This is a genomic window from Myxosarcina sp. GI1(2024), assembly GCF_053543375.1.
This window is the reverse complement of record NZ_JBKGTY010000001.1, coordinates 423,475-446,215: the sequence shown is the minus strand read 5'-3', so window position 1 is coordinate 446,215 and position 22,741 is coordinate 423,475. Positions and strand designations below refer to the sequence as shown.

General features: G+C 39.5%; 15 protein-coding genes and 1 pseudogene. 15 read left to right on the top strand and 1 reads right to left on the bottom strand.

Going from position 1 to position 22,741, the window contains the following annotated elements; translation table 11 throughout:
• Positions 1-77 precede the first annotated feature (77 nt).
• Positions 78-5,468: a malectin domain-containing carbohydrate-binding protein gene (locus ACLFKQ_RS02230; protein ID WP_448998285.1), complete on the bottom strand. Its 5,391-nt coding sequence runs from the start codon at positions 5,466-5,468 to the stop codon at positions 78-80.
• Positions 5,469-6,005: 537 nt separating this feature from the next.
• Between ACLFKQ_RS02230 and crtA the strand changes: the two genes are divergently transcribed.
• The 15 genes and pseudogenes from crtA (at position 6,006) to ACLFKQ_RS02155 (ending at position 22,735) form a co-directional block, all read left to right on the top strand.
• Positions 6,006-6,896, top strand: a complete 891-nt coding sequence (gene crtA, locus ACLFKQ_RS02225) for a cyanoexosortase A (protein WP_448998284.1) — start codon at positions 6,006-6,008, stop codon at positions 6,894-6,896.
• The gene (locus ACLFKQ_RS02220; protein ID WP_448998283.1) at positions 6,889-7,575 is read left to right on the top strand and encodes a cyanoexosortase A system-associated protein; all 687 of its coding nucleotides are present in this window, start codon (positions 6,889-6,891) and stop codon (positions 7,573-7,575) included. Before crtA ends, ACLFKQ_RS02220 begins: the two co-directional genes overlap by 8 nt.
• Before the next feature lie 72 nt (positions 7,576-7,647).
• On the top strand, positions 7,648-8,352 hold the full coding sequence (hpsJ-A, locus tag ACLFKQ_RS02215; protein WP_448998282.1) for an HpsJ-like protein, cyanoexosortase A-associated: 705 nt from the start codon (positions 7,648-7,650) through the stop codon (positions 8,350-8,352).
• 256 nt (positions 8,353-8,608) lie between these two features.
• A complete protein-coding gene (locus ACLFKQ_RS02210) occupies positions 8,609-11,026 on the top strand; it encodes a GumC family protein (protein ID WP_448998281.1) in 2,418 nt (805 codons plus the stop codon).
• Positions 11,027-11,071: 45 nt separating this feature from the next.
• The gene (locus tag ACLFKQ_RS02205; RefSeq protein WP_448998280.1) at positions 11,072-11,905 is read left to right on the top strand and encodes an ABC transporter permease; all 834 of its coding nucleotides are present in this window, start codon (positions 11,072-11,074) and stop codon (positions 11,903-11,905) included.
• A 52-nt stretch (positions 11,906-11,957) separates the two neighbouring features.
• Positions 11,958-12,782, top strand: coding sequence for a nucleotidyltransferase family protein (locus ACLFKQ_RS02200; RefSeq protein WP_448998279.1), 825 nt, complete (start codon positions 11,958-11,960; stop codon positions 12,780-12,782).
• 6 nt (positions 12,783-12,788) lie between these two features.
• A complete protein-coding gene (locus tag ACLFKQ_RS02195) occupies positions 12,789-14,087 on the top strand; it encodes an ABC transporter ATP-binding protein (protein WP_448998278.1) in 1,299 nt (432 codons plus the stop codon).
• A 14-nt stretch (positions 14,088-14,101) separates the two neighbouring features.
• The gene (locus ACLFKQ_RS02190) at positions 14,102-15,184 is read left to right on the top strand and encodes a nitroreductase family protein (protein ID WP_448998277.1); all 1,083 of its coding nucleotides are present in this window, start codon (positions 14,102-14,104) and stop codon (positions 15,182-15,184) included.
• 23 nt (positions 15,185-15,207) lie between these two features.
• Positions 15,208-16,416: a polysaccharide pyruvyl transferase family protein gene (locus tag ACLFKQ_RS02185; RefSeq protein ID WP_448998276.1), complete on the top strand. Its 1,209-nt coding sequence runs from the start codon at positions 15,208-15,210 to the stop codon at positions 16,414-16,416.
• A 9-nt stretch (positions 16,417-16,425) separates the two neighbouring features.
• Complete coding sequence (locus ACLFKQ_RS02180) at positions 16,426-17,655, top strand: glycosyltransferase family 4 protein (protein WP_448998275.1); 1,230 nt, start codon at positions 16,426-16,428, stop codon at positions 17,653-17,655.
• 269 nt (positions 17,656-17,924) lie between these two features.
• Positions 17,925-18,299: pseudogene (locus ACLFKQ_RS02175) on the top strand (glycosyltransferase); the annotation flags it as partial.
• A gap of 41 nt (positions 18,300-18,340) precedes the next feature.
• Positions 18,341-19,258 carry a glycosyltransferase family 2 protein gene (locus ACLFKQ_RS02170; protein ID WP_448998274.1) on the top strand — a complete coding sequence of 306 codons (918 nt, stop codon included), beginning with the start codon at positions 18,341-18,343 and terminating at the stop codon, positions 19,256-19,258.
• A gap of 41 nt (positions 19,259-19,299) precedes the next feature.
• Positions 19,300-20,496, top strand: a complete 1,197-nt coding sequence (locus ACLFKQ_RS02165) for a glycosyltransferase (RefSeq protein ID WP_448998273.1) — start codon at positions 19,300-19,302, stop codon at positions 20,494-20,496.
• 52 nt (positions 20,497-20,548) lie between these two features.
• Positions 20,549-21,496 carry a sulfotransferase family protein gene (locus ACLFKQ_RS02160; RefSeq protein WP_448998272.1) on the top strand — a complete coding sequence of 316 codons (948 nt, stop codon included), beginning with the start codon at positions 20,549-20,551 and terminating at the stop codon, positions 21,494-21,496.
• Between the two features lie 45 nt (positions 21,497-21,541).
• Entirely contained in the window at positions 21,542-22,735 is a 1,194-nt protein-coding gene (locus ACLFKQ_RS02155) for a glycosyltransferase family 4 protein (protein ID WP_448998271.1), read from the top strand.
• Positions 22,736-22,741 lie beyond the last annotated feature (6 nt).

Genomic DNA, 22,741 nt, shown 5'->3' with positions numbered 1-22,741 from the left:
AATAATGTATCGTTGTTAGACTTCACTTTTCTTTCACAATGGATAAAGTCGAGCTTAGAGAAGATCGCTCTAATCTATCAAACAACCTCATTGACAGAGAGGATTTCAATTCCCTTGAGAGCAGGATTTTGAATGTCGTGGATAAATTCCAAGCTCAGGCTACCGTCAGCTACGGTTGTAGTGTGAAATGACATCATGCCAGAATATTGACCAACACTTGCAAAGATATCGATATCGTCAAATGCTTCGGGAACAGAGCCTTCGACCTCTACGTCGAAGACTCGCTCGCCTACGGTATTAATTGGGTGATAAATCTCTGCCAAATAGAGTCTTACTTCATAATTGCCAGGAGCAACATCGAACTCCCATTTTATGGGCGCATTAAAAGAATAATCCCAGCGTTCAGTTTTGAAGATTGCTTCGGGAACACCAGTAGGCAAACTCTCATCTTTAAGTTTGATGTTGACGTTTCTTGTGTAGATTCTACCACCACCACTGCCTATTCGATAGGGAGAGGGATTGTCATTAGTATCTTTGCTCCAGTTCAGCAAACCATCAGCAGAGGCGACTTCTTCTCCACCAACATTGATCCGATATAAAAGCTCTGACTCAAAAACAGTTTCATCGTTATCGACAATGGTAGCGATGCTAGTATCTTTGGTGATGGTTGCACCAGTAGCGTCGGCAAGTTGAACTTTAAAAGTTTCATTGACTTCATCTAGTTCATCATCAGTTAGATTGACCTGAATAGTCTGAGCAGTCTCACCCGCAGCAAAAGTTAGAATACCGCTAGTAGCTGTATAGTCTTCGCCAGCAACTGCCGTGTCATCTACGGTAGCAAAATCGACTTTTACTTCAGAACCGCTCGCCTCAGAGAGATTGACCGTAAAGGTAGCCATTCCCAAACCTTCATCAACTTCAAAATCACCGATAGATATTTCTGGAGTTACCGAGACATTACTATCGTCATGAGCGAGATAAATTGGTTCAGTGACAGGACCAATTGGTAGTTTATTTGAATCGATTATGGAGGCAACTAGTCCGATGGGAAGTTCATCATCTCCTGAGAAACTCAGACTACTGCCCGGTGCGCCAAAATCGAACATCGAGGTAATGTCTTGAACCGTTCCATCCAAGACAACATCGACTGTTTGGAATTGAAGCGCGTTATTAGCAGCAAATTCTTCTCCGACAAATTTCTCTGCTAGATCGATCGCTTCACCGTTAGGATCTACGTAAGCAAATGGTTGGATAAAGCCTTTTGACAAAACGACACGGGCAGTATCGCCTGCTTGTCCAGAAACTTCTACCGAAATGTCAGACTGAGAATAAGAACCAGAACCACCTGATTCGATACCGTTAACGGTTAAACTAACTTCTTTGTTGGGACTAGACTGAGAAATTAAGACTACAGAGCCCCCTTGAGAGCCATCTCCCATTAGTTCGCCCATAGCGGTAGTGCCATCGGTAAACAAAACGTGAACTTCGGAATTGATTAGTTCGGCTCCCGAAACGCCACCAATATCCCAGGAATTGAGGCGCGGATCGTAGCCATCGATATCTTGGGGTTTTTGAGGCAGACCTGCGATCGAGTTCGGATCCATATCAACGCCGAATTTAACAACCTCTCCTGTCTCGTAGCCGCCATCTATGTTGGGGTCGAATGTTAACAGCATACCTTCGTAGCCATCAACGCCACCTTTACCATAGAAAGGAGTTAATTTAGATCCTGGTTTAATCGCACCAGAGCCACCAGTTTGGCTAAAAGATAGACCGCGAGAAACCGAATCACCAGCATGTCCAACAGGATCGAAAACCGTATCGGGAAAGAGAGCATTGCTTACATCGAAATAAACTGCTGCAATTTTCTTATTACCAGTGTTCTCCACTATGAACGAGTCAGTCCTATAATTAGATTTTTGAATGCCACTGTTAGGAGTGATAGTAATACGTGCGGCACCAATCTGTTCGGCACTTTCTACATCTACTGGTTCGATCCCCATAAATGGAGCTATAATATCTTGGTTATCGCTATTGTCAGTAACGCTGTTAACAGAGACGATTTCAATACCTTTAATAGCGGGATTTTCAGTATCGTTAAGAAATTCAAGGCTCAGACTACCGTCAGTTACAGTCGCGGTATGGGATAGCATAAATCCAGAATACTGACCTGCACTGGCAAAGGGATCGATATTGTCGAATCCAGCAGGTACGGAATCTTCAACCGCAACATCAAAAACTCGCTCTCCTACGGTATTAATTTTGTGATAGGTTTCGGCAAAGAAGAGTCTCACTTCATATTTGCCAGGGTCAACATCAAACTCCCACTGCATATTCGCACCAGAGGCAAAATCGAAGCGTTCGGTTTGGAAGATTTCTGGCGATACATTAGCAGGCAAGCTCGCGTCACTAATGTCGATCGCCTTGTCAACACCATAGATATTGGCTCCACCGCTACCGACTCTGTAAACAGAGGGATTGGTCTTGGTGTCAGCACTCCAGTCGATACCATCGGCGGCAGCAACTTCTTGTCCACCGACGTTGATACGGTAGAGAACGTCGAGAGTGTCGTTATCGATCGCCTCGACGGAAAGTTCGGGAATAGTCAAACCATTGTAATCGGAGTCGGCACTGGTAACACTATGAGCGACCGTGGCTACGTGATTTCCTTCAGTAAACTCGTCATCTACTGCATTCACGCTGACAAACTGAGGTATGTTCCAGTTAGTTGGGGTGAAGACGATTTCTGAGCGATTTAAAGCGATTTGGGCATCGGAAGTCAAACCAACCGTTACCTCGGAGGTTGGCTGAGTAGTAAGTACTAGAGAATAGCTGTCTTGGCTGCCACCTTCAGTAACTTGAGTATTGCCATCTGTCTCTTGAATTAAAATACTAGGATAAACTGCTGTTGATTCGATAGTTAAATCGGGGAAATCTGCGGTGAAGGGATCGGAACCGTTTGAGGTTGCAGTCAGTGTAACTACTGGCGCACTTTGCACCCCATCAATATAAAGCTCCCCTTGTAAGGCTTGGGCAATTCTACCATTGACATCTAGCTGTACTGGATTATCGCCAATTCGTTGCGTTTCAGACCAATTTTTATTAGTTTGAAAACGCCAACTTGAAGTTACTTGATAGGTTGCGCGATCGACATCGAGGAATAGTTCTACTAGGTCATCATCGACAGAATTTAATAATTCACTGGCATCAATTTCTAGATCGGTAATCTTAATGTCGCTTTCTTCGTAGGTTACTCGTAGTACTGGAGCTACAGACGAACCGCTAGAATTTTTAGCACTAACGGCAATTTGCAAGAAATTAGACATACTGCCGTCGCCCAGAGTAAATCCTACTGATGCTGAATCTGTCCAGTTAACCCCATCATTGGCATCACTAGAAAAGGGATTGAAGAGAGGAACTTTAATGGTGAATTCTCTTACTTCAGGTGCGGGCATAAAACCAGTCTGAATGGCATCCTGCTGAGTATTATCGGCACCTAATAGATCTCCAGAACCCACGCTTTTGACCTGAATGACACCTGGTGCTCCACCTCTAATCGTATTATCTAGATTTCTCAGACCGTCTAGATAACTAACGCCATCGATCATCCAACCAGTTAGACCGATGTTAAAAGCACCGTCTGCCGAGGTATCTTTGCCTGGATATTGACCGCTGTCGGAAGGATTAAAATCCCAGAAGAGCGTTTCATCAGCACTTAAAACGGTATTGACTCCGTTGGCAGAATCAAATTGAAGCGGATCGATATTGTCTTCTAGACCGTCATCATCTTGGTCGAGGTCGGGTCCGACTGGTGTGCCAGGTGTCAGTACGGCAATACCATTGCCAGCAAATTGAGTGATCCAGACAGTTCCCGCAAATTGACCGCTACCATCAACACCATCATTGCCAACTGCGGTCAAATCTAAGGGTAAGCCGTCGACTTGTACATACTGAGAATCGGTTACCTTGGTGCCACTCTGGGAGCCATCGGACTCAAGTTCGATAAAGGTGATTTTGCCATTAAATGGTGCTACTGCTAAAACTTCAGCATTGGGATTGTCACTGATGCCACTAGCGGTATATTCAGTCAATCCATTGGAAGAACTACTAATAGATAACAGCGAACCATCTATAGTTGGGTCGAGATAAACGTCAGCTTCCGAATGAGTAAAACCACCAGCAACAGTGTCCCAATCAACAGGAAGGTCGTCTGCTGTCGTCGTGGGATCGTTAGCAGGGTCGCTAGGATCAGTACGTCTGGCGGCTATACGATTACCATCGCTATCAGTAATAAACGTATATAAACCAGCATCAGCACCAGAAGCATAAACAGGATGGGGATGACCGCCGTAGAAACCTTCTGTAACTAAGTGCAAACTATCTGGATCGGTATCATTGCCAGTGTTTACGTCAATATTAGGATTGTTGGTTCCAATTTGCTCGCTGTCGTACACAGCTTCTCCGTCTGCTGTTAGCGGTCTATCTCCCCAACCGTTGTTAGGTCCGTTGTCAAAAGTATAAATATTGCCAGCTTTGGTAATAACTACATCATAATGGTTGCGGTAGCCTGTTGAGTAAACTCGTACTATGCCGTTGGGGTCGTACTTAGCTTGGTTGAGTCCATCATTACCACCAAAAGTATCACCTGCTTCGGCATCTTGCTCCCCTGTAGTGCCATTGGCAGTGTCTCGTCCTTGAGCATCGTCAGCGCGAGTGGGGTCGTTTAAGGTTGGCAAGGCATAAACATAAGAATCTACATATTTAGTGCCTCCTTTCAATCCTGCGGTGGCTTCAAGTTGTTCTAACTTAGTTAAATCGACGCGCAATACGGCTGTAGAGTAATAATATTCAGGCAGCCATGCAAAATTTTTGCTAGGGGCTCCTTTGTTGGTATTACCGCCAGAGGCAACATACATAATTTGATGTTCTTGACCATTCACTATTTCCGTCCGAATGTCCATGCCGTTGGTGGAATGATTCTCTTCCGAACGTGGTAAACCAATAACCAGGTCAACCTTAGTCCAGCGGTCGTCTCCCAGAGGTGCAGTAGCATCGGTCAAAGTAAGGCGTGAAATGATGCCAGAATTTGTGTCTAAATTTTTATCACCCTTGTGGTTTCCGCCAATGCGAGGATCGCTCGAACTGACGTATAAGACTACATTTCCCTGAGCATCTTCATCGATAACCAATCCTGTTACTTGACGGTTTTTGATATTAGTGTTGAGGTCGCCATTATCATTGTGATTGGGGATATCTTTGATTGAGTAGATAGTTTCTACTTCACCGATAACTTGGTATTCAGTGATTTTCCCCTGTTCGTCAGCGACCGCCTGTACCTCGGCGATTTTAATAACGCCATTTTGTTGAGAGACATAGAGACGACCATCCGGTCCAAATTGTAGGGAAGTAGGATTGTTAATATCTAAACCTGTTAATGATACTTGGTTGAAGTCTGTAGTTAAACCCATAATATTTTTTAATAATTAAGTAATAAAGTAGTTTTTTCGGTGTTTAACACCGAAAAGAATCAAGCTGGATAAGAGTTTGCTCTGTCAGTGCTTTTGCTTATCTATTGCTAATTATCAAAATAACTATGAATCGTTGTGTAAATACGCAGTGAAGTTTTCTAGAAACACCTTAAAGCTATGGTTAGTTTTTAGCTATTACGTAGGTATTAAAAGGAGGAATTGAAGGAATTATTAACGAGTCGCGTATTTTTCTACATAATCATGTAGCTTGTGTAAAGCAAATCTCAAACCACCTTCCATAGAAAATTTACTGCAACTGAAAAAATGACTAAAGTAGTAACTTTACGTCTCTATCTCGTTCTTTGCCAGTCAAACACCGAGATAGAAACGTAAAAATACTGTTTCGCTCGTGTCAGATTCCAAACGATGTAAAATCTACGCGACAACTGCCACAGTCATGTGCCAAAATTCTAAGGACTTGGCTACAGCTAGTTAGTTGTAGCCAATTCGCTGTTAAAAAGTATTATTTGAGAAAACATGAACGTAAGTATAAAAGCATGGCGTTTCGACAAACGTTTCTGGCTTTTTTTTAGCTTAATTAGTTTGAGTATTCTCTATCTCAATTTAATCTGGAAAGCTACGGCAGATCTAGACCGTCTGACTACAGATATCTTGTTTTGGGGAGCAATTTTGTGGTCGATCTGGCAAAGGCACAATAGACTCAATTATGAAAGCAATCTCATTTCTGGGTTTTTAGGCTTGTTTTTACTTGGAGTAGTAATATCCAAAGCTATTTCACTATACTGGTTTGAATCGCCATTATTGTATTTGTTTCCATTTGTTACGGTCGCAAGTCTGGCTTTGATTGCTTCGGGATTCAAAGGATTGCAACAATACTGGCGCGAACTTTTTTTTTCCTGGTTTCTCTTTTTTCCACCAGCATTGTTTCGGTATTTTCTTAAATATCAGATTCAGATATCTCTTTGGACAGCTAAAATCTCTACTTATTGTCTTTATTATGCAGGTTTTAATGTTACTAATAAGAGTCATACAATTTCCTTGTTTTTGCCCGGTTTAGAAGAGTTCGAGGCAGAGGTAGGTTATCCCTGTACGGGGGGCCCAATGATTTTGTTAATGCTCAGGCTAGCTTTACTGATATCAATTTTGATTCCGTTGCGACGGACAATACGTTTTCTCTTACCTTTTTTATCTTTAGGATTGGGATTTATTATAGGATTAATTCGGGTCTGCATTTTAGTTCTGACACTTCCCAAACCAGCTAGGTTTGACTATTGGCATGGCTCTGAGGGATCGCAGATTTTTTCTACTATCGGAATTATCGTATTTTCTAGCTTTTGTTATTGGATAATCCAGCAGCAAAGATCGAACAATCCTCATTTACTCCAAGCAGATAACACAAATGAATAATATAGTTGACAAATTTCCGTGGCGAGATCACTTGCTGGCTGCTATCGGCATCGGTATCGGTATGGTCGCTATTTACAGTTTTATCGAACCGAAGTCGGGTAATTATCAAGTTTCTTCCTTTAAATTTCCCCCTCATCTCGATCTAGAGTCTTGGCAACAAATCGATCGCCAGTCCAAAAGACATGTGTCTTTAGCAGAAGAAAACACAGAATCAGTTGCAGTAGCAAACTATCAATACCAGCAAACAAATCTCGGTCTTCAAGTCGAAACACGCTACCTAGTAGGAACTAATGGAGATGTGCCTAGCTATATCGACGAATATACAGATCTCGACCGAGAAAATTCGTCTGGAGAAAAAATTGCCGAAATAGAAAATATTGGCTATCACTACCTATTCACCAGTAGCGATCGCGCCTTTCTTAGTAGCTGTATCAGTCCTCGTAGTCCTAGTAACGTAACCTCAAAACAGTTTTCGCTCAATCGCTATTATTATAATTTAAAGCCACAAGTTTGGTGGCATTGGCTTTGGGGTAAAGCTAGCATCCACGATCGCCGTTGCTTGTGGACACATTTATCTATAGCGATCGACGACTCTAACGTTCAGATGGCATACGAAACTCTCGAAGCTGCCTGGGTTGATTGGTATCGCTGGTGGCAACCTCGCTTTCCCAGTTTATAATCACTACTTTGAAAATTTTGCCATTATACTGGACGAGTTCGAGTTGCAATTGACTGAGTCACACATCGCACGATGAATATTTCACACAATCGACAAATATTCTCTTCGGGAATACTACGTTTAGTCGGCTATGGTTTAATAATCATGGCTTTAGTAGACCTAATTTTTCTCTTAATTCCACCCCAACTAATGAATCCTTTATGGGAATTTCAGACTATCGGTGCGATTATCGAACGAATTCCCGTATCGCTTTTAGGAATAGTTTTGGTTTTTTACGGTGAGAGAAGCGATCGCGCCCCGATAGAATTTTCTATTCTAAGATGGTTATCGCGTTTCTGTTTGGTAATTGCCATTATTTTGCTACTAATAATTCCCCTTAGTATCACCAATAGCTTTCGGATTTACTATCAACACAACGCAGCTGTAAACACTCGTGTAGTCGAACAAATTGATGCCATGCAGAAATTTCAAGACCGTATTAAGTCGGCTAGTTCTGCCAAAGAAATTGGTGCCATTTTGCAACAGGAAGCTGAGGAAAAAATTAATTTTAATAATGCTATAAACACTACACAACTCAAAGCCGATATTGTCGAAAATTTACGCAGAAATCAACAAAAGTTGCGAGACAGATCCCAAGCTTCACGCTCGCAAAAGCGTTCCATTTTGTTAAAAAGCTGTCTTAAGTGGAATCTCGGTGCCTTAATCGCTGCAACACTATTTTTCTTGATTTGGAAAAGTACCCTATGGGCAAGACTGGAAATGGATGTAGAAGTTTAATAGTTAATACAACCAAACAAACTAATTTTTAATTAAATAGCCAATAAATCAGTAAAAACACTCAAGCCCATAATCTCAAAAAAAATTAGTATAAATAGGCAAAGTTAAGGATGGCTTGTGATTTAGAGCAATAGGTTAACATCAGAGAGCGACAGTATTATTGAGATTGGTGTATATTTCGTTTGGCTTTAATAGTTGTTAAGTAGAGTTATTAAGTATTGCTCCCACGAGGCTATATTTCTCACTCAAATTAAATATGAACAATAGTAATATAATTAGACCAGATATTATCGATTTTAATAATATAAATCCTTCAGAAACAGAGTTTTCTTTAGTAGATTTAAAACAAATCCTCTATCGTCGTTGGAAACCTGCTCTCACCATAGGTATTATTGCTTTTGCAGGACTATTTTTAGCAACGGTGCTTAGAACTCCCAAATATCGCTCAGAAACCCTAATTCTACTAGAAAATCCTCAAAACCAGCAGGCAGCTTCCGTTGCTACTACAGAAACTATAGCAAGTAGACAATATACCATTGAAGATTTATCTACTGAAATTTTTGTGCTGCGTAGTAATTCTATGGTGGCAAGAGCTGTGGAAAAACTTAAAAGCCGTTATCCAGATATTTCTATAGCAGAAGTCGTCAGTAAATTGTTGATTTATCAGGCAGCAACAGAAAATGAGGTGCCTACAGATGTACTCGTGGTTTCTTACACTGATGCGGATCCAGAAAAAGCCAAAACCGTGTTAGAGGTTTTGGGTAATATTTATGTAGACTACAGTTTGGAAAAACGTCGCTCGCAGGCAACTAAGGGAATTGAATTCGTCAATGCGCAACTACCCAAAGCCCAGAAAGAACTAAACGCTGCGGCTAAGAATTTACGACAATTTCGTCAGATCAATCAAGTTAATAATCCAGAAGCCTCGGCAACTTTTGCCACGGAAGTCAAAGGGTCTTTGGAACAGCAAATCCGCGAAACCGAAATCGCTATAGATTTAAAACAGAAGCAGGTAGATGTTCTCGACCAGCAGCTAGCAGAACTCGGTCAAGACTCCGACATCATGGTTGCTGCCTCGGTTCTCGGTCAAGATGGCGTGTACACCAACCTAGCTAATGAGCTAAAAGATATCGAAACACAATACAATTTGGGTAAAACAAACTTCCATGACAGTTACTATGTCATGGAGGATCTCAAAGACAAACAGCAAGAGCTTAAAAAGCTGTTAAAAGAAAGAGCGCATCAAGTTTTGGGTAATTCGGTTTCGCCAGCGGTCATCGACCGTGTAGTTTTGGCTCAGCGCAACAATAGCAATGCTGTAAATCCTAATACAGAGGCTTCGGCTACTGCCAACGACCCGGCTTCAACACCACAAACCGATGCTGCGGCAACTAGCTTAAACACTACAGAGAATCAGGAACATATTAACTCGGAAGGTTCGATATTACTGTCATTTGCCAATCAAAAACTCCAGCTTGAAACAGAAATTGCTACCCTCAAAAGCCAGTTAGCAGGTCTGAGACAAAGCGAAACTCAAGCCGAGAATAACTTTCAAAATATTCCTCAACTACAACAAACCTATACTGAACTAAAGCGTCAGTTAGGACTAAAATCTCAGGCATACAACTATTTACTAAAAAGAAAACAGGAACTAGAAATCGCCGAAGCAGGAGAAACTGCACCTTGGCGCATCCTCAACGAACCCTTTCTACCAACTAAACCCGTTTCTCCCGATATCAAGCGAGGATTATTACTGTCCTTGATGGTAGGTACTTTTCTAGGAGTTGCTACCGCTTTCTTATTGCAACAACTCGACCAGCGGATCAAACAAGTAGAAGAAGTCAAACAGTTGACCAAATTACCTATGTTGGGAATAATTCCTAAAGTTGACGAGCCTAGAGTTGACGTTGACATTCACACTACCAGAAGATCTTACTCTTACTACTCTTCTTTTACCGAAGGTCTACGTTCTTTGGCAATGAATCTGCGCTACCTGATGATTGAAACTGGTCGCATTAAAACTTTAGCTATAACTTCATCAACTTCGGCTGAGGGTAAATCGACAATTACCTATAATTTAGGCTTAGTCTTAGCCGAGTTCGGACTGAGGGTGATGATTGTCGATGCCGACATGCGTAAACCAAAGATGCACAAGTTAGCTCAGTTAGAGAACGAAAGGGGACTTAGCGATGCAATTAGCCAAGATGAAGACTGGACTAATTACGTTCAGACAGGCGCAGTCGAAAACCTTCAAATTATTACCTCTGGAGAAACTTCTCCCAACCCAATTGCTCTATTGAACTCCGACAAAATGAAGCAGTTAATCTCTCAGTGGCAACAAGCATATGACTACGTGCTGCTCGATACGCCGCCGATTGGGGTTATCGCCGACGCTAAAAGCATTGCCAGTCAAATCGACAGTTTCCTGTTTGTTACAGGTATTCAGAGAGTAAATCGTAAGTCAATCGGTAATGCTCTCGATATCTTACGCGGCAGTCAATGCAATATTGCGGGAGTTGTTGCCAACATGGTCGATCCAGAGTTTGACTACTATGCCTATTCTTACTATGACTCCTACTATAATCAGGCGGCGCAAAATACTGATGGTGACGATGATAGACGGGAAGCAGAAAGCAGGCTCGGCAATATCATGCACCAGTTCCGCCGTCGATAATCGAATGGAAGATAGAAGTTTTTAACATTATCCTAATTGGTAACTATGGTCAGCAGTCCACCAGAACTAGTCATTGAAGCAGGTCGTAGCGAACGTCAATACTGGCGAGATCTATGGCGATATCGAGAACTATTTTACTTTTTGGCTTGGCGAGATATTTTAGTCCGTTATAAGCAAACTGTAATTGGAATGGCTTGGGCTTTAATTAGACCCTTTCTAACAATGGTAGTCTTTACTGTAGTTTTTGGAAACATAGCCAAATTGCCAACTGAGGGAGGCGCGCCCTATCCAATTTTAGTTTTTGCAGCCATGCTTCCCTGGCAATTCTTTGCTAATTCTCTTTCTGAGTGCAGCAATAGTTTAATTACTAATTCTAATCTCATTTCTAAAGTTTATTTTCCCCGTTTAATCGTTCCCAGCAGTGCAGTAGTTGTTAGTTTTGTAGACTTTCTAATTTCAGGAATGATTTTGCTAGGGTTGATGGCTTGGTATGACTTTGTTCCCAGTTGGCGAATCATTACCTTACCGTTATTCATTAGCATTGCTTTTGCTGCTTCTATAGGTGTGGGTTTATGGTTGGCATCTTTAAATGTGCAGTACCGAGATTTTCGCTATATAGTTCCATTTATCGTGCAGTTTGGTTTGTACATATCTCCTGTTGGCTTTAGTAGCAGCGTTGTTCCCCAACAGTGGCGGTTGCTGTATTCACTCAATCCAATGGTGGGAGTTATCGACGGTTTTCGTTGGGCAATTCTAGGTGGCGAATCTAACCTGTACCTGCCAGGATTTTTGCTTTCTCTCGGACTAGTAATGGCATTTTTGTTTAGTGGTATCTGGTATTTTCGCAAAATGGAACGCACTTTTGCTGACGTGATTTAACCGAAGTATTGAGCTAAATTTTAAAAAGTAGGCTTTACCTAATCGACAAAAAATGAAACTTGCTACTGAATTATCGTCACAATCTCCAATAGAACTCGAACAAAGAAGACAACAAGCCTTAGTTGTGGCAGAGGAATGTATGCAAGTTATGAAAAATGATTTTGGGGCAACAGAAGTAATTTTATGTGGTTCTCTAGCAGGGGAAAGTCCTTGGCATTGGCATTCAGACATAGATATAGCCGTTAAAGGTATGACGAAAGATGCTGTATGGGATGCTTATTCAAAGATAGAAGATATTGTCCCTCACTGGTTAAAAGTAGATCTTATTCCTCTAGAGTTTGCACCCACATATTTAGCAGACCGCATTCTCAAAAAAATACCTATGCCTGACAACAAATATCTTGCTTTAAAAACTCGCATTGAAGATGAATTAAATTCGATAGAAGATACAATTCAAACCATAACTGATTTATTAAAGCAAAAGGATACTATTCCTGAAGTAGCATTAATTCCCGCCTTGGCTAGTTACATTGCTGATTTTTATTCAGGATGTGAGCGCATTAGTGAGCGAGTTGCTGTTTACTTGGATGGAGGTTTACCACAAACAAAGAATTGGCATTTAGAACTTTTGAAACAAGTCGCTGAACCTGGGGGTGATAATCGTCCTCCTCTATGGAGTGGTGCCTTACTTTTGGAGTTAGATGAGTATCGCAAGTTTCGCCATCTAACACGGCATATTTACAAAATTGATTTGAAGCCACCCGAAGTAATTGCTTTGGGGGAAAATGTAGAACCAGTTTTTAACAAAATTAAATCAGCAGTTACTAAATTTTATCAGTGGTTAGAGCAACAAGCAGAAGAACAAAAACTAAATTAGATAATTATGTCAAACACAGTCATTAAGGTCGAAAATTTAGGTAAAAAATATATTATTGGACACCAAACGCAAGAAAAGTATACAGCACTGCGAGATGTAATTGCTAATAATGCTAAATCTATTGCTCGAAAAGTCATCAATCCCAAATCTATAGTCAAACGCAATACCGAAGAATTTTGGGCTTTAAAAGATGTTTCTTTTGAAATTAAGCAGGGTGACAGGATAGGAATTATTGGGCGTAATGGTGCAGGCAAATCTACGCTACTAAAAGTATTAAGTCGTATTACTGAGCCGACAAAAGGGCAAATAAAAATTAAAGGCAGAGTTGCTAGTTTATTAGAAGTTGGTACGGGCTTTCATCCTGAATTGACGGGTAGAGAAAATATTTTTCTCAATGGTGCAATTTTGGGTATGGGTAAAACCGAAATTAAACGCAAGTTTGATGAAATTGTTTCTTTTGCTGAGGTAGAACAATTTTTAGACACTCCCGTAAAGCGCTATTCTTCAGGGATGTATGTACGATTAGCTTTTGCGGTTGCAGCGCACTTAGAACCAGAAATTTTAGTGGTAGATGAAGTATTGGCTGTAGGAGATGTAGCATTTCAAAAGAAATGTCTTGGAAAAATGGAGGATGTCGCTGAAAACGAGGGCAGAACAGTTTTATTTGTAACTCATAATATGGCTGCGGCACAGGCATTGTGTACTAAAGGTATTGTTCTAAAAAGAGGTGAGATTCAGCATATTGGAACTATTCCAGAAGCAATTTCAGCCTATGTTTCGACCTTGGAAAAGAGTGTCAAGCTCGATCTGAGTAAGCGATTTGGGATTAATCATCAGAAGACAGCCTGGTACACAGGAATTCGTTTTTGTTCAAATTTAGGAAAAACAATTGAAACTGCCATATCGGGACAACCCCTTGGAATTGTACTTTCGTATCAAACATATCAAGAGGAAATTAAACTAGATTTTTATATCGGCATTTACAATTTTATGCGAGAGAAGCTTTTGCATCTAGGTAATAATTATAGCGCACCCATGTTAAAAAATTCCTTACAGTCGGGAGAGGTTATGTGCTACATTCCTAGGCTAACTCTTCCAGAAGGTCAGTATCTTATAAATCTGTCACTTTATGATCCCAATGGTCGCCTGGACCACATAACTGATGTGATTGAGTTAAATGTTGAATCTGGCGACTTTTACAACACTGGCAAAATTCCTCCTTCTAACGAAAATAAGTTTTTGTTAGATCATACTTGGAAAGCATTAACAGATTGTGAAACTCATAATGCTGTCGAAATCGGTTAGACTTTAAAATATTTATGAATCAATTTAGAGCTTATCAGTTAACTTGGAACATATCCCAGCAAACAAGAAAAACCCTGATAATCATACCGAAAGTAGGCTGGCAATGGATTAGAAGTATTGGTAACTTATTGAATTTGATAATTAATAACGATCGGCTTTTTTGGTCATTGAATTTAATTGACAGCAGGCTGAAATATAAATTTGATGCTCTTTACTGGGGAATCAAGTTAAATCAAGAAGAAAAAAACAACTTGCACAATTTTAGAAGAAATATTCATCGTTTAGAGAAAGGACTTTCTTATCCAAGCATCAAAAATGTTTTTGCAGAAGATTATATTTTAGAAACAGTAGTGTTTTTGAGAGAAAATGAAAAAAAAGCGACTTTTGATGAAAATACAAAAAGCTGGGGTATAGCAATTCTAAATCTTTACTTCGAGGTTTGCGATCATACAGAAAAAATTTCTGAGGCGTACAACCTATTTCAAACTCTCAGTTTGCGCAATAAACATAGTAACTGGATCCCCTACAAAAGCAAGAACAGACCTGAGCTTTTAATCAATTACAGGGATCTCTATCAACTAGCGTTACGAAGAAGAAGTATTCGTTACTATCTCGATCAACCAGTTGAACCTTGTTTGATCCAAGAGGCTATGAAAATTGCAGCACTTTCCCCTAGTGCTTGCAATAGACAATCTTTTAAGTTTTTATTTTTCAATCAACGAAATTTGGTTTACGAAATATCACAAATACCAGGTGGTGTTGGAGGGTATGAACTTCCTAGCCTGATTATTGTTATTGGTCGATATGCAGGATATTTCGATGTCAGAGATATTAATACTCCAATTATTGATGCAAGCCTGGCATCAATGGCTTTTATACTGACCCTAGAAACATTGGGATTATCCTCTGTTTGTATTAATTGGCCTAATTTGCCCGATAGAGAAGAAAAGATACGTCAACTGATTCATCTTGAGAGAGATGAGTTTGTTGTCATGCTAATTGGAGTAGGTTATCCAGAACCAAATGGAAAAATTCCATATTCTGCGAAGAAAGATTTAAATAAAATTCTTTGCATCAACCAAAGAATCAATAGCTAAAGTTACTCTTTACGGAAGAATCTATGCTGATAGAAATTCATGGAGCAGGTTTTCAAAATAAAGGTGCTGAGCTAATGCTTAGAACCACTGTGCATGAACTTGGTCAAAAATTGTCACAGTTTTCACCCGCCATAGATCCGACCTATGGTGCTTATGAATCCAGATGTGAGCTAAGACTTAAGCAAATATTTCCTGTTCGTGGTCATGTTGGCACGCCAAGCTATTCAAAGCACTTCCGCAAGCAAAAGCAGTTTTCTCATCCTTTAGCAAGAAAGATTTTTACCCGTCTTGTGGGTAGACCCGTTAGTGCTTATGGATGCGTTAACTTATCTAATATCCAAGCCCTTGTCGATATTTCTGGATTTGCCTATACAGATCAGTGGGGAATTAAACCTACCCAAGATTTTGCAGAGCTAACAGCTTACTACAAATCCCAAGGCAAACCTATAATACTATTACCTCAAGCTTTTGGTCCTTTCAATCAGGTAAAGACCAAATCAGCTTTCAGTCAGATAGTTGACAATGCAACTTTGATTTTTGCTAGAGATGAAGAGTCTTATCTTCATGCTGTTCAAAGTTCTAAAAATCCACAAAAAGTTTTAAAAGCACCTGACATTACACTTTTTTATCTAAACACATCTCCTAGTTTGAATTTTGATTCATCGGCTTATGTGTGCATTGTTCCTAATGCCAGGATGCTAGATCAAGGGAAAGATTCATGGGGTGAAAAGTATGAAACATATTTGATTAGCGCAATCAAAACAGCCTTAAGCCTTCAAATCAAAGTTTATATTGTTGTTCATGATTCTTCCGGAGAAGATTTGAAGATTGCTCAAAGTCTTGACAAACAATTTTCTAAATCTGATGTAGTTTTGATGGAGGAAGCAAATCCTATCAAGCTTAAGAAATTTATTGCAGATAGTTTGGTTGTTATAGGATCGCGTTATCATAGTTTAGTTGCAGCATTCTCAAAATGTGTTCCAGCGATCGCTATAGGTTGGGCGCACAAATATGAAATGCTGTTCAAAGATTTTGGGTTTGACAGATTCTTAGTTGCTCCTGATACCTCTCTACAGTCTTTTGTAGATTGTGTGGAAATATTGTTAGACTGTTCTCAGAACAGCTTTTACAGAAATCAAATTCACCAAAAGCTGCAAGCAATGCACTCAGTGAATCAAGATATGTGGGACAAAGTAACAACTGTTCTATCAGAACAATGTTCTTCTTCCTAACTACAGGTAATGAATCTAACCATGCGAGTTGCTTTTCTCACTCACTACACTGCCCTTTATGGCGCAAACCGATCGCTGCTTAATCTGATTGATGGATTGAAAGGATATGATGTTGAGCCTCATGTAGTTGTTCCAAAAGAAGGAGATATTACGCAGGCATTGCGCCATCGCCAAGTTCCTGTTGCCATTTTGCCAATCCAATGGTGGGTTTATGCCCAACACTTTGACTCTAACTTACTAAAATACTTATACCAACGTTTAAGATGGCAATATCATGCAGCAAAGCGTCTTAGAATAAATCTTCATATTTTGCCAGCCTTAACTAAACAACTAGCCATCTGGGATATTGACTTAGTTTACACTAACTCGGCAGTAATTCCTATTGGAACTTGGGCTGCGAAACGGCTTCAACTTCCTCACATTTGGCATTTACGCGAGTTTGTCGATCTCGACTACAATTGTCATCACGATTGGGGTAAGCAGATTTTTAGTTATTTTCTTCATGGTGCAGATGCTCAAATTAGTATTTCTAAAGCTATTCAGGCTTATTTTTTTGCCGAGCCACCGCCTAAAACCGTGCATGTTATTTATAACGGTATTGCCTCCATCAATCAGTTCGATCGGCTTTATCAACAAGCACAAGAAGCAAATCCGTCAAATTCTGCTTATACATTTGCAATCGTTAGTTTGATACATCCAAATAAGGGACAAGAAACCGCAATTAAAGCCTTGGCAAAGTTAGCAAAACGTCATCCTGCAGTTCGTCTTTTAGTTGTGGGTAACGGAAACCCCGAACCTCTCAAAGCTTTAGCACAAAAGCTTAATATCGCCGATAAGGTTGAATTTTGGGGGCATATCAAAGATCCTTACCAAGCCTATTTAGCAGCAGATGCTGTTTTGATGTGTTCGACAAATGAAGGGATGGGACGAGTCACGGTAGAAGCGATGGCGGCTTGTCGTCCGGTTATTGGTTTTAATCAAGCAGGAACCTCAGAAATTGTTGACCATGAGCAGACGGGATTACTTTACCGAGGGGGATATGAAGAATTGGCTGCCTGTATGCAAAGCTTACTTGAAAATCCGACTTGGGCAAGACAGATGGGAGAAAACGGTTGGAATATAGCTCGCCGAAACTATAGCGTCGAATCTTATGCTTCCCAAGTGCATCGAGTTTTAGTTTTAGTTACAAACAATAAAACAGCGAAATTTAGGCGATCGCACTTTAAGAATATCTCCTAAAACTAATACATTGAACTGTACGAACAAGTGTTGTAATCTTGATGTAGCTAAGGCACGAAGCTATCTGCTCGTTGATGTTGATAACTTGCGAAGTACAATTGTTTTAACCTCATTAAAAATATGCAAGTCTCAGTATAAGCACCGATGGCATGGCTAAAAAAACAGCTAATAATTGCAGATGACGATTGAAAAAGTTTTGTTAATGCAAAGGAAAGTTAGAGTTTATGAACTGTTTCAATTAACTTTTACTATAGGAAGTGCATCATTACTTGAATCTTGGTTATGTCAGTAGCGGTCGCCTAAAATCTATTGCTTTTTCGGCTGCTGACCTATTTGTCTTCCCGACTCGCGCCGATAATCTCCCTCTGATTTTACAAGAGAGTATGGCTTGCGGTACGCCGATGGTATCTTTCAAAGTTGGTGGCGTTCCAGATTTAGTACGACATGGAATTACAGGTTATTTAGCCACTCCAGAAGACGCTAGCGATCTCAGTGGAGGAATAGTGCAGTTACTTGAAGATAGAGAACTAAGAGAGCGTATGAGTCAAAATTGTCGGGCGATCGCAGTTGAGGAATATCCTATAAAACTTCAAGCTCGGAAGTATATTGAACTGTACGAAAATTTACTAAAAAACCAAAGCTAAATAACTTTCAAAGGTAAAGACTGTCTATGAAATGCCCTACTTTGAACGAATTACCACCTCCACCATCTAGGAAAACAGGATGGCCTTGGACGGAAGGGGGTTCCCAACTTCCCGAACAAATGCCTGATGGTTCCAAATTACCTCGCATTAGTATAGTTACTCCTAGCTATAATCAAGGTCAGTTTATCGAAAAAACTATTCGTTCGGTATTACTTCAAGGCTATCCAAATTTAGAATACATAGTTATTGATGGTGAAAGCACAGATTGCTCCGTAGAAATCATCAAAAAGTACGAACCTTGGCTTAGTTATTGGGCTAGCGAAAAAGATAGCGGACAGTCAAACGCTATTAATAAGGGCTTTACTAAAGCAACGGGCGAAATTTATGCCTGGCTCAACAGTGATGATATTTATCTGCCAGATGCTTTGTATTCTGTAGGTAAAGCTTTCAGAGAAACAGACGACATTGGAGCACTAGTTGGCATCGGCTATAAAGTTGACGAGAAAGGAAAGGAAGTTTATAGACCGCATATGCTTCCAGAGCTTACTTTTGAAGGATTTCTTAAAAATTGGGGTTATATGCACATTATGCAACCTTCTTGCTTTTTCAGCCGTCAAGCATTTGAACAAAGCGGGAAATTAGATGAAAGCCTTTATTTTTGTATGGACTTAGATCTTTGGCTCAAGATGTCGAATCAGTTCAATTTTAAAAAAATCGATAAAGTTTTATCTAATGCGACTTTACACAAACAAGCTAAAACTACAGCTTCACAAGAATATTTAGCAGTGGAAACTGCATTGTTATTGCTTAAATATGGTGGGGAAGAAAGTGCCCGTCGTCGTTTGATAAGACTTGCTGATGCTTTGATAGAAACTAAGCAGAAGATTAGATTGATTACCGCAAACCCATTATACAAACTGGTCGGACCGTTTTATAGAAGTCTCAAATATATCAAATAATTGTCTGCAAAAACGTCGCCCAAAAATATTTAATTCAACACATGAAAGTTGTAGTGATCGCTGGAAAATTTCCTGCCCGTTCGGAAACGTTTATTAGTGAACATGTAGTAGGGCTTGCCGCTCGTAATCATCAAGTTACAGTGCTGAGCTGTGGTGTAGATGAAAATATTTTTTCTAGTGAAGTCGCAGACATCGACCGTACCGGAGTCCGACGAATCAATATTTCATGCTTCGGTCAAAATAAGTTTGGGAACTTACTTCGCTTGCTAACAGTTATTGTTCTTCATCCTCAGATTTGTCAGTATTTGTTTCCTAAACCACCTTGGACTCGCCGTGAAATGTTTTGGGCACATTCTATTTGGAAGCTAGTCGAGCAGCTGAATTATGACATAATACATATTCACTTTGGTAATAAAGCAGGTCCGTTGGTACGATATAAGTTGCCTCGACGCACAGTGGTCACGTGGCATGGTTATGACAATAACTGCCTTCCTTGCGTACGTGGTGAAAATATGTACCGAGAATTGTTTAATACTTCTGTAAAACATACTGTCGGCACTGTATTTATGCAACAGCGACTGAAAGCATTAGGAGCTACGAATGAGCAAATTACTCAAGTGCCAATGGGAATCGATCTCGATCGCTTTATCTATAAAGAACGCTGCACTTTACTAATAAACCCATTAAGAATAGTTTCAGTAGGACGCTTGGATGAAATGAAAGGACACACTTTCTTAATTCAGGCAGTAAGCGAACTTCTCAATGAGGGAGCAAATATCGAACTAAGAATTATTGGCAGCGGTTCTCTAAAAGATAAGTTAGATATGCAGATTGTAAAGAGCCAGCATTCGTCTGAGATTAGGCTATTAGGTGCAAAGACAAGTATTGAGGTAGTCTCTGAATTGCATGCCGCACACCTTTTTTGCCTGACTGGAATAAAAGCATCCTCTGGAAGGGTGGAAACTCAAGGAGTGGTATTCGCCGAAGCTCAAGCCACTGGTTTACCAGTAGTTGGTACCTCTGTTGGGGGAGTGCCTGACAGTTTGATCGAGGGTCAGACTGGACTGCTCTGTCCTCCAGGTGACGTTTCAGCAATCAAACGGGCAATTAGGTTTTTTCTCGAATATCGTGAAGCTATTAATGAATTTGGTCAACGGGGTAGAGCATTCGTAGAGTCCAAATTTGCGTTGAGTAAAATGATTGATTCTTTTGAAGATATCTATCAGTCGCTACTTTAAATATCAATTTTTTTTGACAATTAATAAGTTGAAATCTAATAACTTCAAAGTAATGCAAAAACAACCTGACTTTATTATTGGAGGAGCAATGAAGTGTGGGACTACAACACTTCACCACTTGCTTAATACTCATCACAAAATATTTATTCCCGACCGTGAAATCCATTGTTTCTCCATCGATGACTTTTTGCTTCATGCACCATTATTAAGTAGAAAAACTCAAAAGTGGCTTTGGAATAAATATCTGGAAGACGATCCAAATTTTTGGAACTGGTATTCGTCTTTTTTTGAAGATGCTAGAGCGGGGCAATTACTTGGTGAAGATTCTACTACTTATTTACCTTGTGTACTAGCACCTAAACGTATATGTCAAAAACTTCCAAATGTAAAAATAATTTTCATGATTAGAAATCCTATAGATAGAGCATGGAGTCAATATCTTCACATTCTAAGAAGTGGTAGAGCCATGTGCAACTTTGAGAAAATGATTGAAGTTCAGCCAGCAACGTTGTTATTTCAAGGACTTTATAAAGAACATATTACGCGATGGTTTTCGATATTTAACCCTGAAAATATAAAAGTTATTTTGTTTGAAGATTTAATTAACAAAACAGAAAAAATATTGAGCGAAGTTTGTAATTTTTTATCTTTAAAAACTAGCATAGAAAACTTTTATTTAAACAAAAAGCATTTCAATCAAGCTCGTTTTCCAAAAAGTGAAAATTTTCAAATTTTACGAAATAGAATTTTGCAAGGAATTGACCGACGCTTTTATGATGAACATTATCCGATCAAGCTCGATCGAGAAGATTATGGGGTTGGCTTAACTTCTCGTATAACAGAAAAAATACATATATCTATTAATCCACATTCGTCAGAAAATAAGCCTCAAATAAATCCCGAAACTAAACAACTATTAAATAATTTTTACAGAGTTCAAAACGATGGTTTAGCAGAACTCATTAACAATTCAGCAGTTGATATATGGCATGAAAACTAAAAAAATTTTCTTTACGACAATACAATTGTATTAAATTATAAACTTATGAATATAGCATATGTTTTAGCAGAAAATATAAGTATAAACGGCACTAGCGGTGCTTCTGCACATGTGCGAGAAAATATAAAGCACTTTCAAAAAGCAGGTCATGAAGTTTTCTTGGTTACTAATTATCAAAAATATTTAAAAAACGCTCAGGTCAATCGAGCTAACCATTTCCAAACTAAAAGTAAGATATTTTCAGTAGTACCAAATTTTGTAAAAATCTTTTACAGAAACTGGCGTACTAAAAAAAGCAATCAAAACCTATTAAAACAAAATAAGTCAGTGCTAAATAAGTGCGATCTTGTTTACGAAAGAGATTCCTTTAGCAATTTTGAAATTTCGGAATACTGCAAAAAACAACAAATTCCTTATGTAATTGAGTGCAATGGTTTTTTTTGGGGGAAAACAGGCAGCACATTTCATAAATCTTCCATTCCAAAACTATATAAAAATAAACATATTTGTAAGTGGCAGCAAGCAGACCATCTTATTGCAGTTTCTGCAAATTTTAAGAACAAAATGATCTCGGCAGGAGTCGATCCGAGCAAGATCGCGGTTATACACAATGGTGTAAATTTGGAAGCACATTTACAAGTTACGAAAAAAGACGTAAACAAATTGCGTCAGAAAATGGGTTTTGAAAATCAAATAGTAGTTGGATTTGTGGGACACGTTTTAGAAAAACATCGAATAGATCTTTTACTTAAAAGCATAAAGTTGTTAGATGATGCTAACTACCCAGTAAAAGGTTTAATTGTTGGCGGAGGAATTTGGCAAAACTATCAAAAACAAGCACTAGAAATGAGTATTGCAGATAAAGTTGTATTTACAGGAGCGGTTGAATTCGCACGAGTACCACTCCTAGTAGCGACAATGGACATTTGTACCTTACCAGGATGTAATAACTATGATTCTCCTGTCAAACTGTTTGACTATGGTGCGGCGAAACGCCCAGTCGTAGCAGCAGATTTTTCTAATGTTCGAGAAATTATCCGAGATAACGAAAACGGTTTATTATTCGAGCAAAATTCTCTGGCAAATTTTGTGGATAAGCTAAAAATTTTAGTTGATTCTCGTTCTACTAGAGAAATACTAGGAAATAGTCTCTTTCAAACAATAAAAATTAACCATACCTGGCAAAAAGTTGCCGAACGCACTTTGAACATCTTCGAGCAAATTATTCAGCCTAAATAGTTAGTG

Excerpts from the sequence above, each read along its gene's own strand:
- ACLFKQ_RS02195 (WP_448998278.1), top strand. The coding sequence starts at position 12,789 with ATGTCAAACACAGTCATTAAGGTCGAAAATTTAGGTAAAAAATATATT.
- ACLFKQ_RS02160 (WP_448998272.1), top strand. The coding sequence starts at position 20,549 with ATGCAAAAACAACCTGACTTTATTATTGGAGGAGCAATGAAGTGTGGG.
- ACLFKQ_RS02205 (WP_448998280.1), top strand. The coding sequence starts at position 11,072 with ATGGTCAGCAGTCCACCAGAACTAGTCATTGAAGCAGGTCGTAGCGAA.
- ACLFKQ_RS02185 (WP_448998276.1), top strand. The coding sequence starts at position 15,208 with ATGCTGATAGAAATTCATGGAGCAGGTTTTCAAAATAAAGGTGCTGAG.
- ACLFKQ_RS02165 (WP_448998273.1), top strand. The coding sequence starts at position 19,300 with ATGAAAGTTGTAGTGATCGCTGGAAAATTTCCTGCCCGTTCGGAAACG.
- ACLFKQ_RS02180 (WP_448998275.1), top strand. The coding sequence starts at position 16,426 with ATGAATCTAACCATGCGAGTTGCTTTTCTCACTCACTACACTGCCCTT.
- ACLFKQ_RS02230 (WP_448998285.1), bottom strand. The coding sequence starts at position 5,468 with ATGGGTTTAACTACAGACTTCAACCAAGTATCATTAACAGGTTTAGAT.
- ACLFKQ_RS02190 (WP_448998277.1), top strand. The coding sequence starts at position 14,102 with ATGAATCAATTTAGAGCTTATCAGTTAACTTGGAACATATCCCAGCAA.
- crtA (WP_448998284.1), top strand. The coding sequence starts at position 6,006 with ATGAACGTAAGTATAAAAGCATGGCGTTTCGACAAACGTTTCTGGCTT.
- ACLFKQ_RS02210 (WP_448998281.1), top strand. The coding sequence starts at position 8,609 with ATGAACAATAGTAATATAATTAGACCAGATATTATCGATTTTAATAAT.
- ACLFKQ_RS02155 (WP_448998271.1), top strand. The coding sequence starts at position 21,542 with ATGAATATAGCATATGTTTTAGCAGAAAATATAAGTATAAACGGCACT.
- ACLFKQ_RS02220 (WP_448998283.1), top strand. The coding sequence starts at position 6,889 with ATGAATAATATAGTTGACAAATTTCCGTGGCGAGATCACTTGCTGGCT.
- hpsJ-A (WP_448998282.1), top strand. The coding sequence starts at position 7,648 with ATGAATATTTCACACAATCGACAAATATTCTCTTCGGGAATACTACGT.
- ACLFKQ_RS02200 (WP_448998279.1), top strand. The coding sequence starts at position 11,958 with ATGAAACTTGCTACTGAATTATCGTCACAATCTCCAATAGAACTCGAA.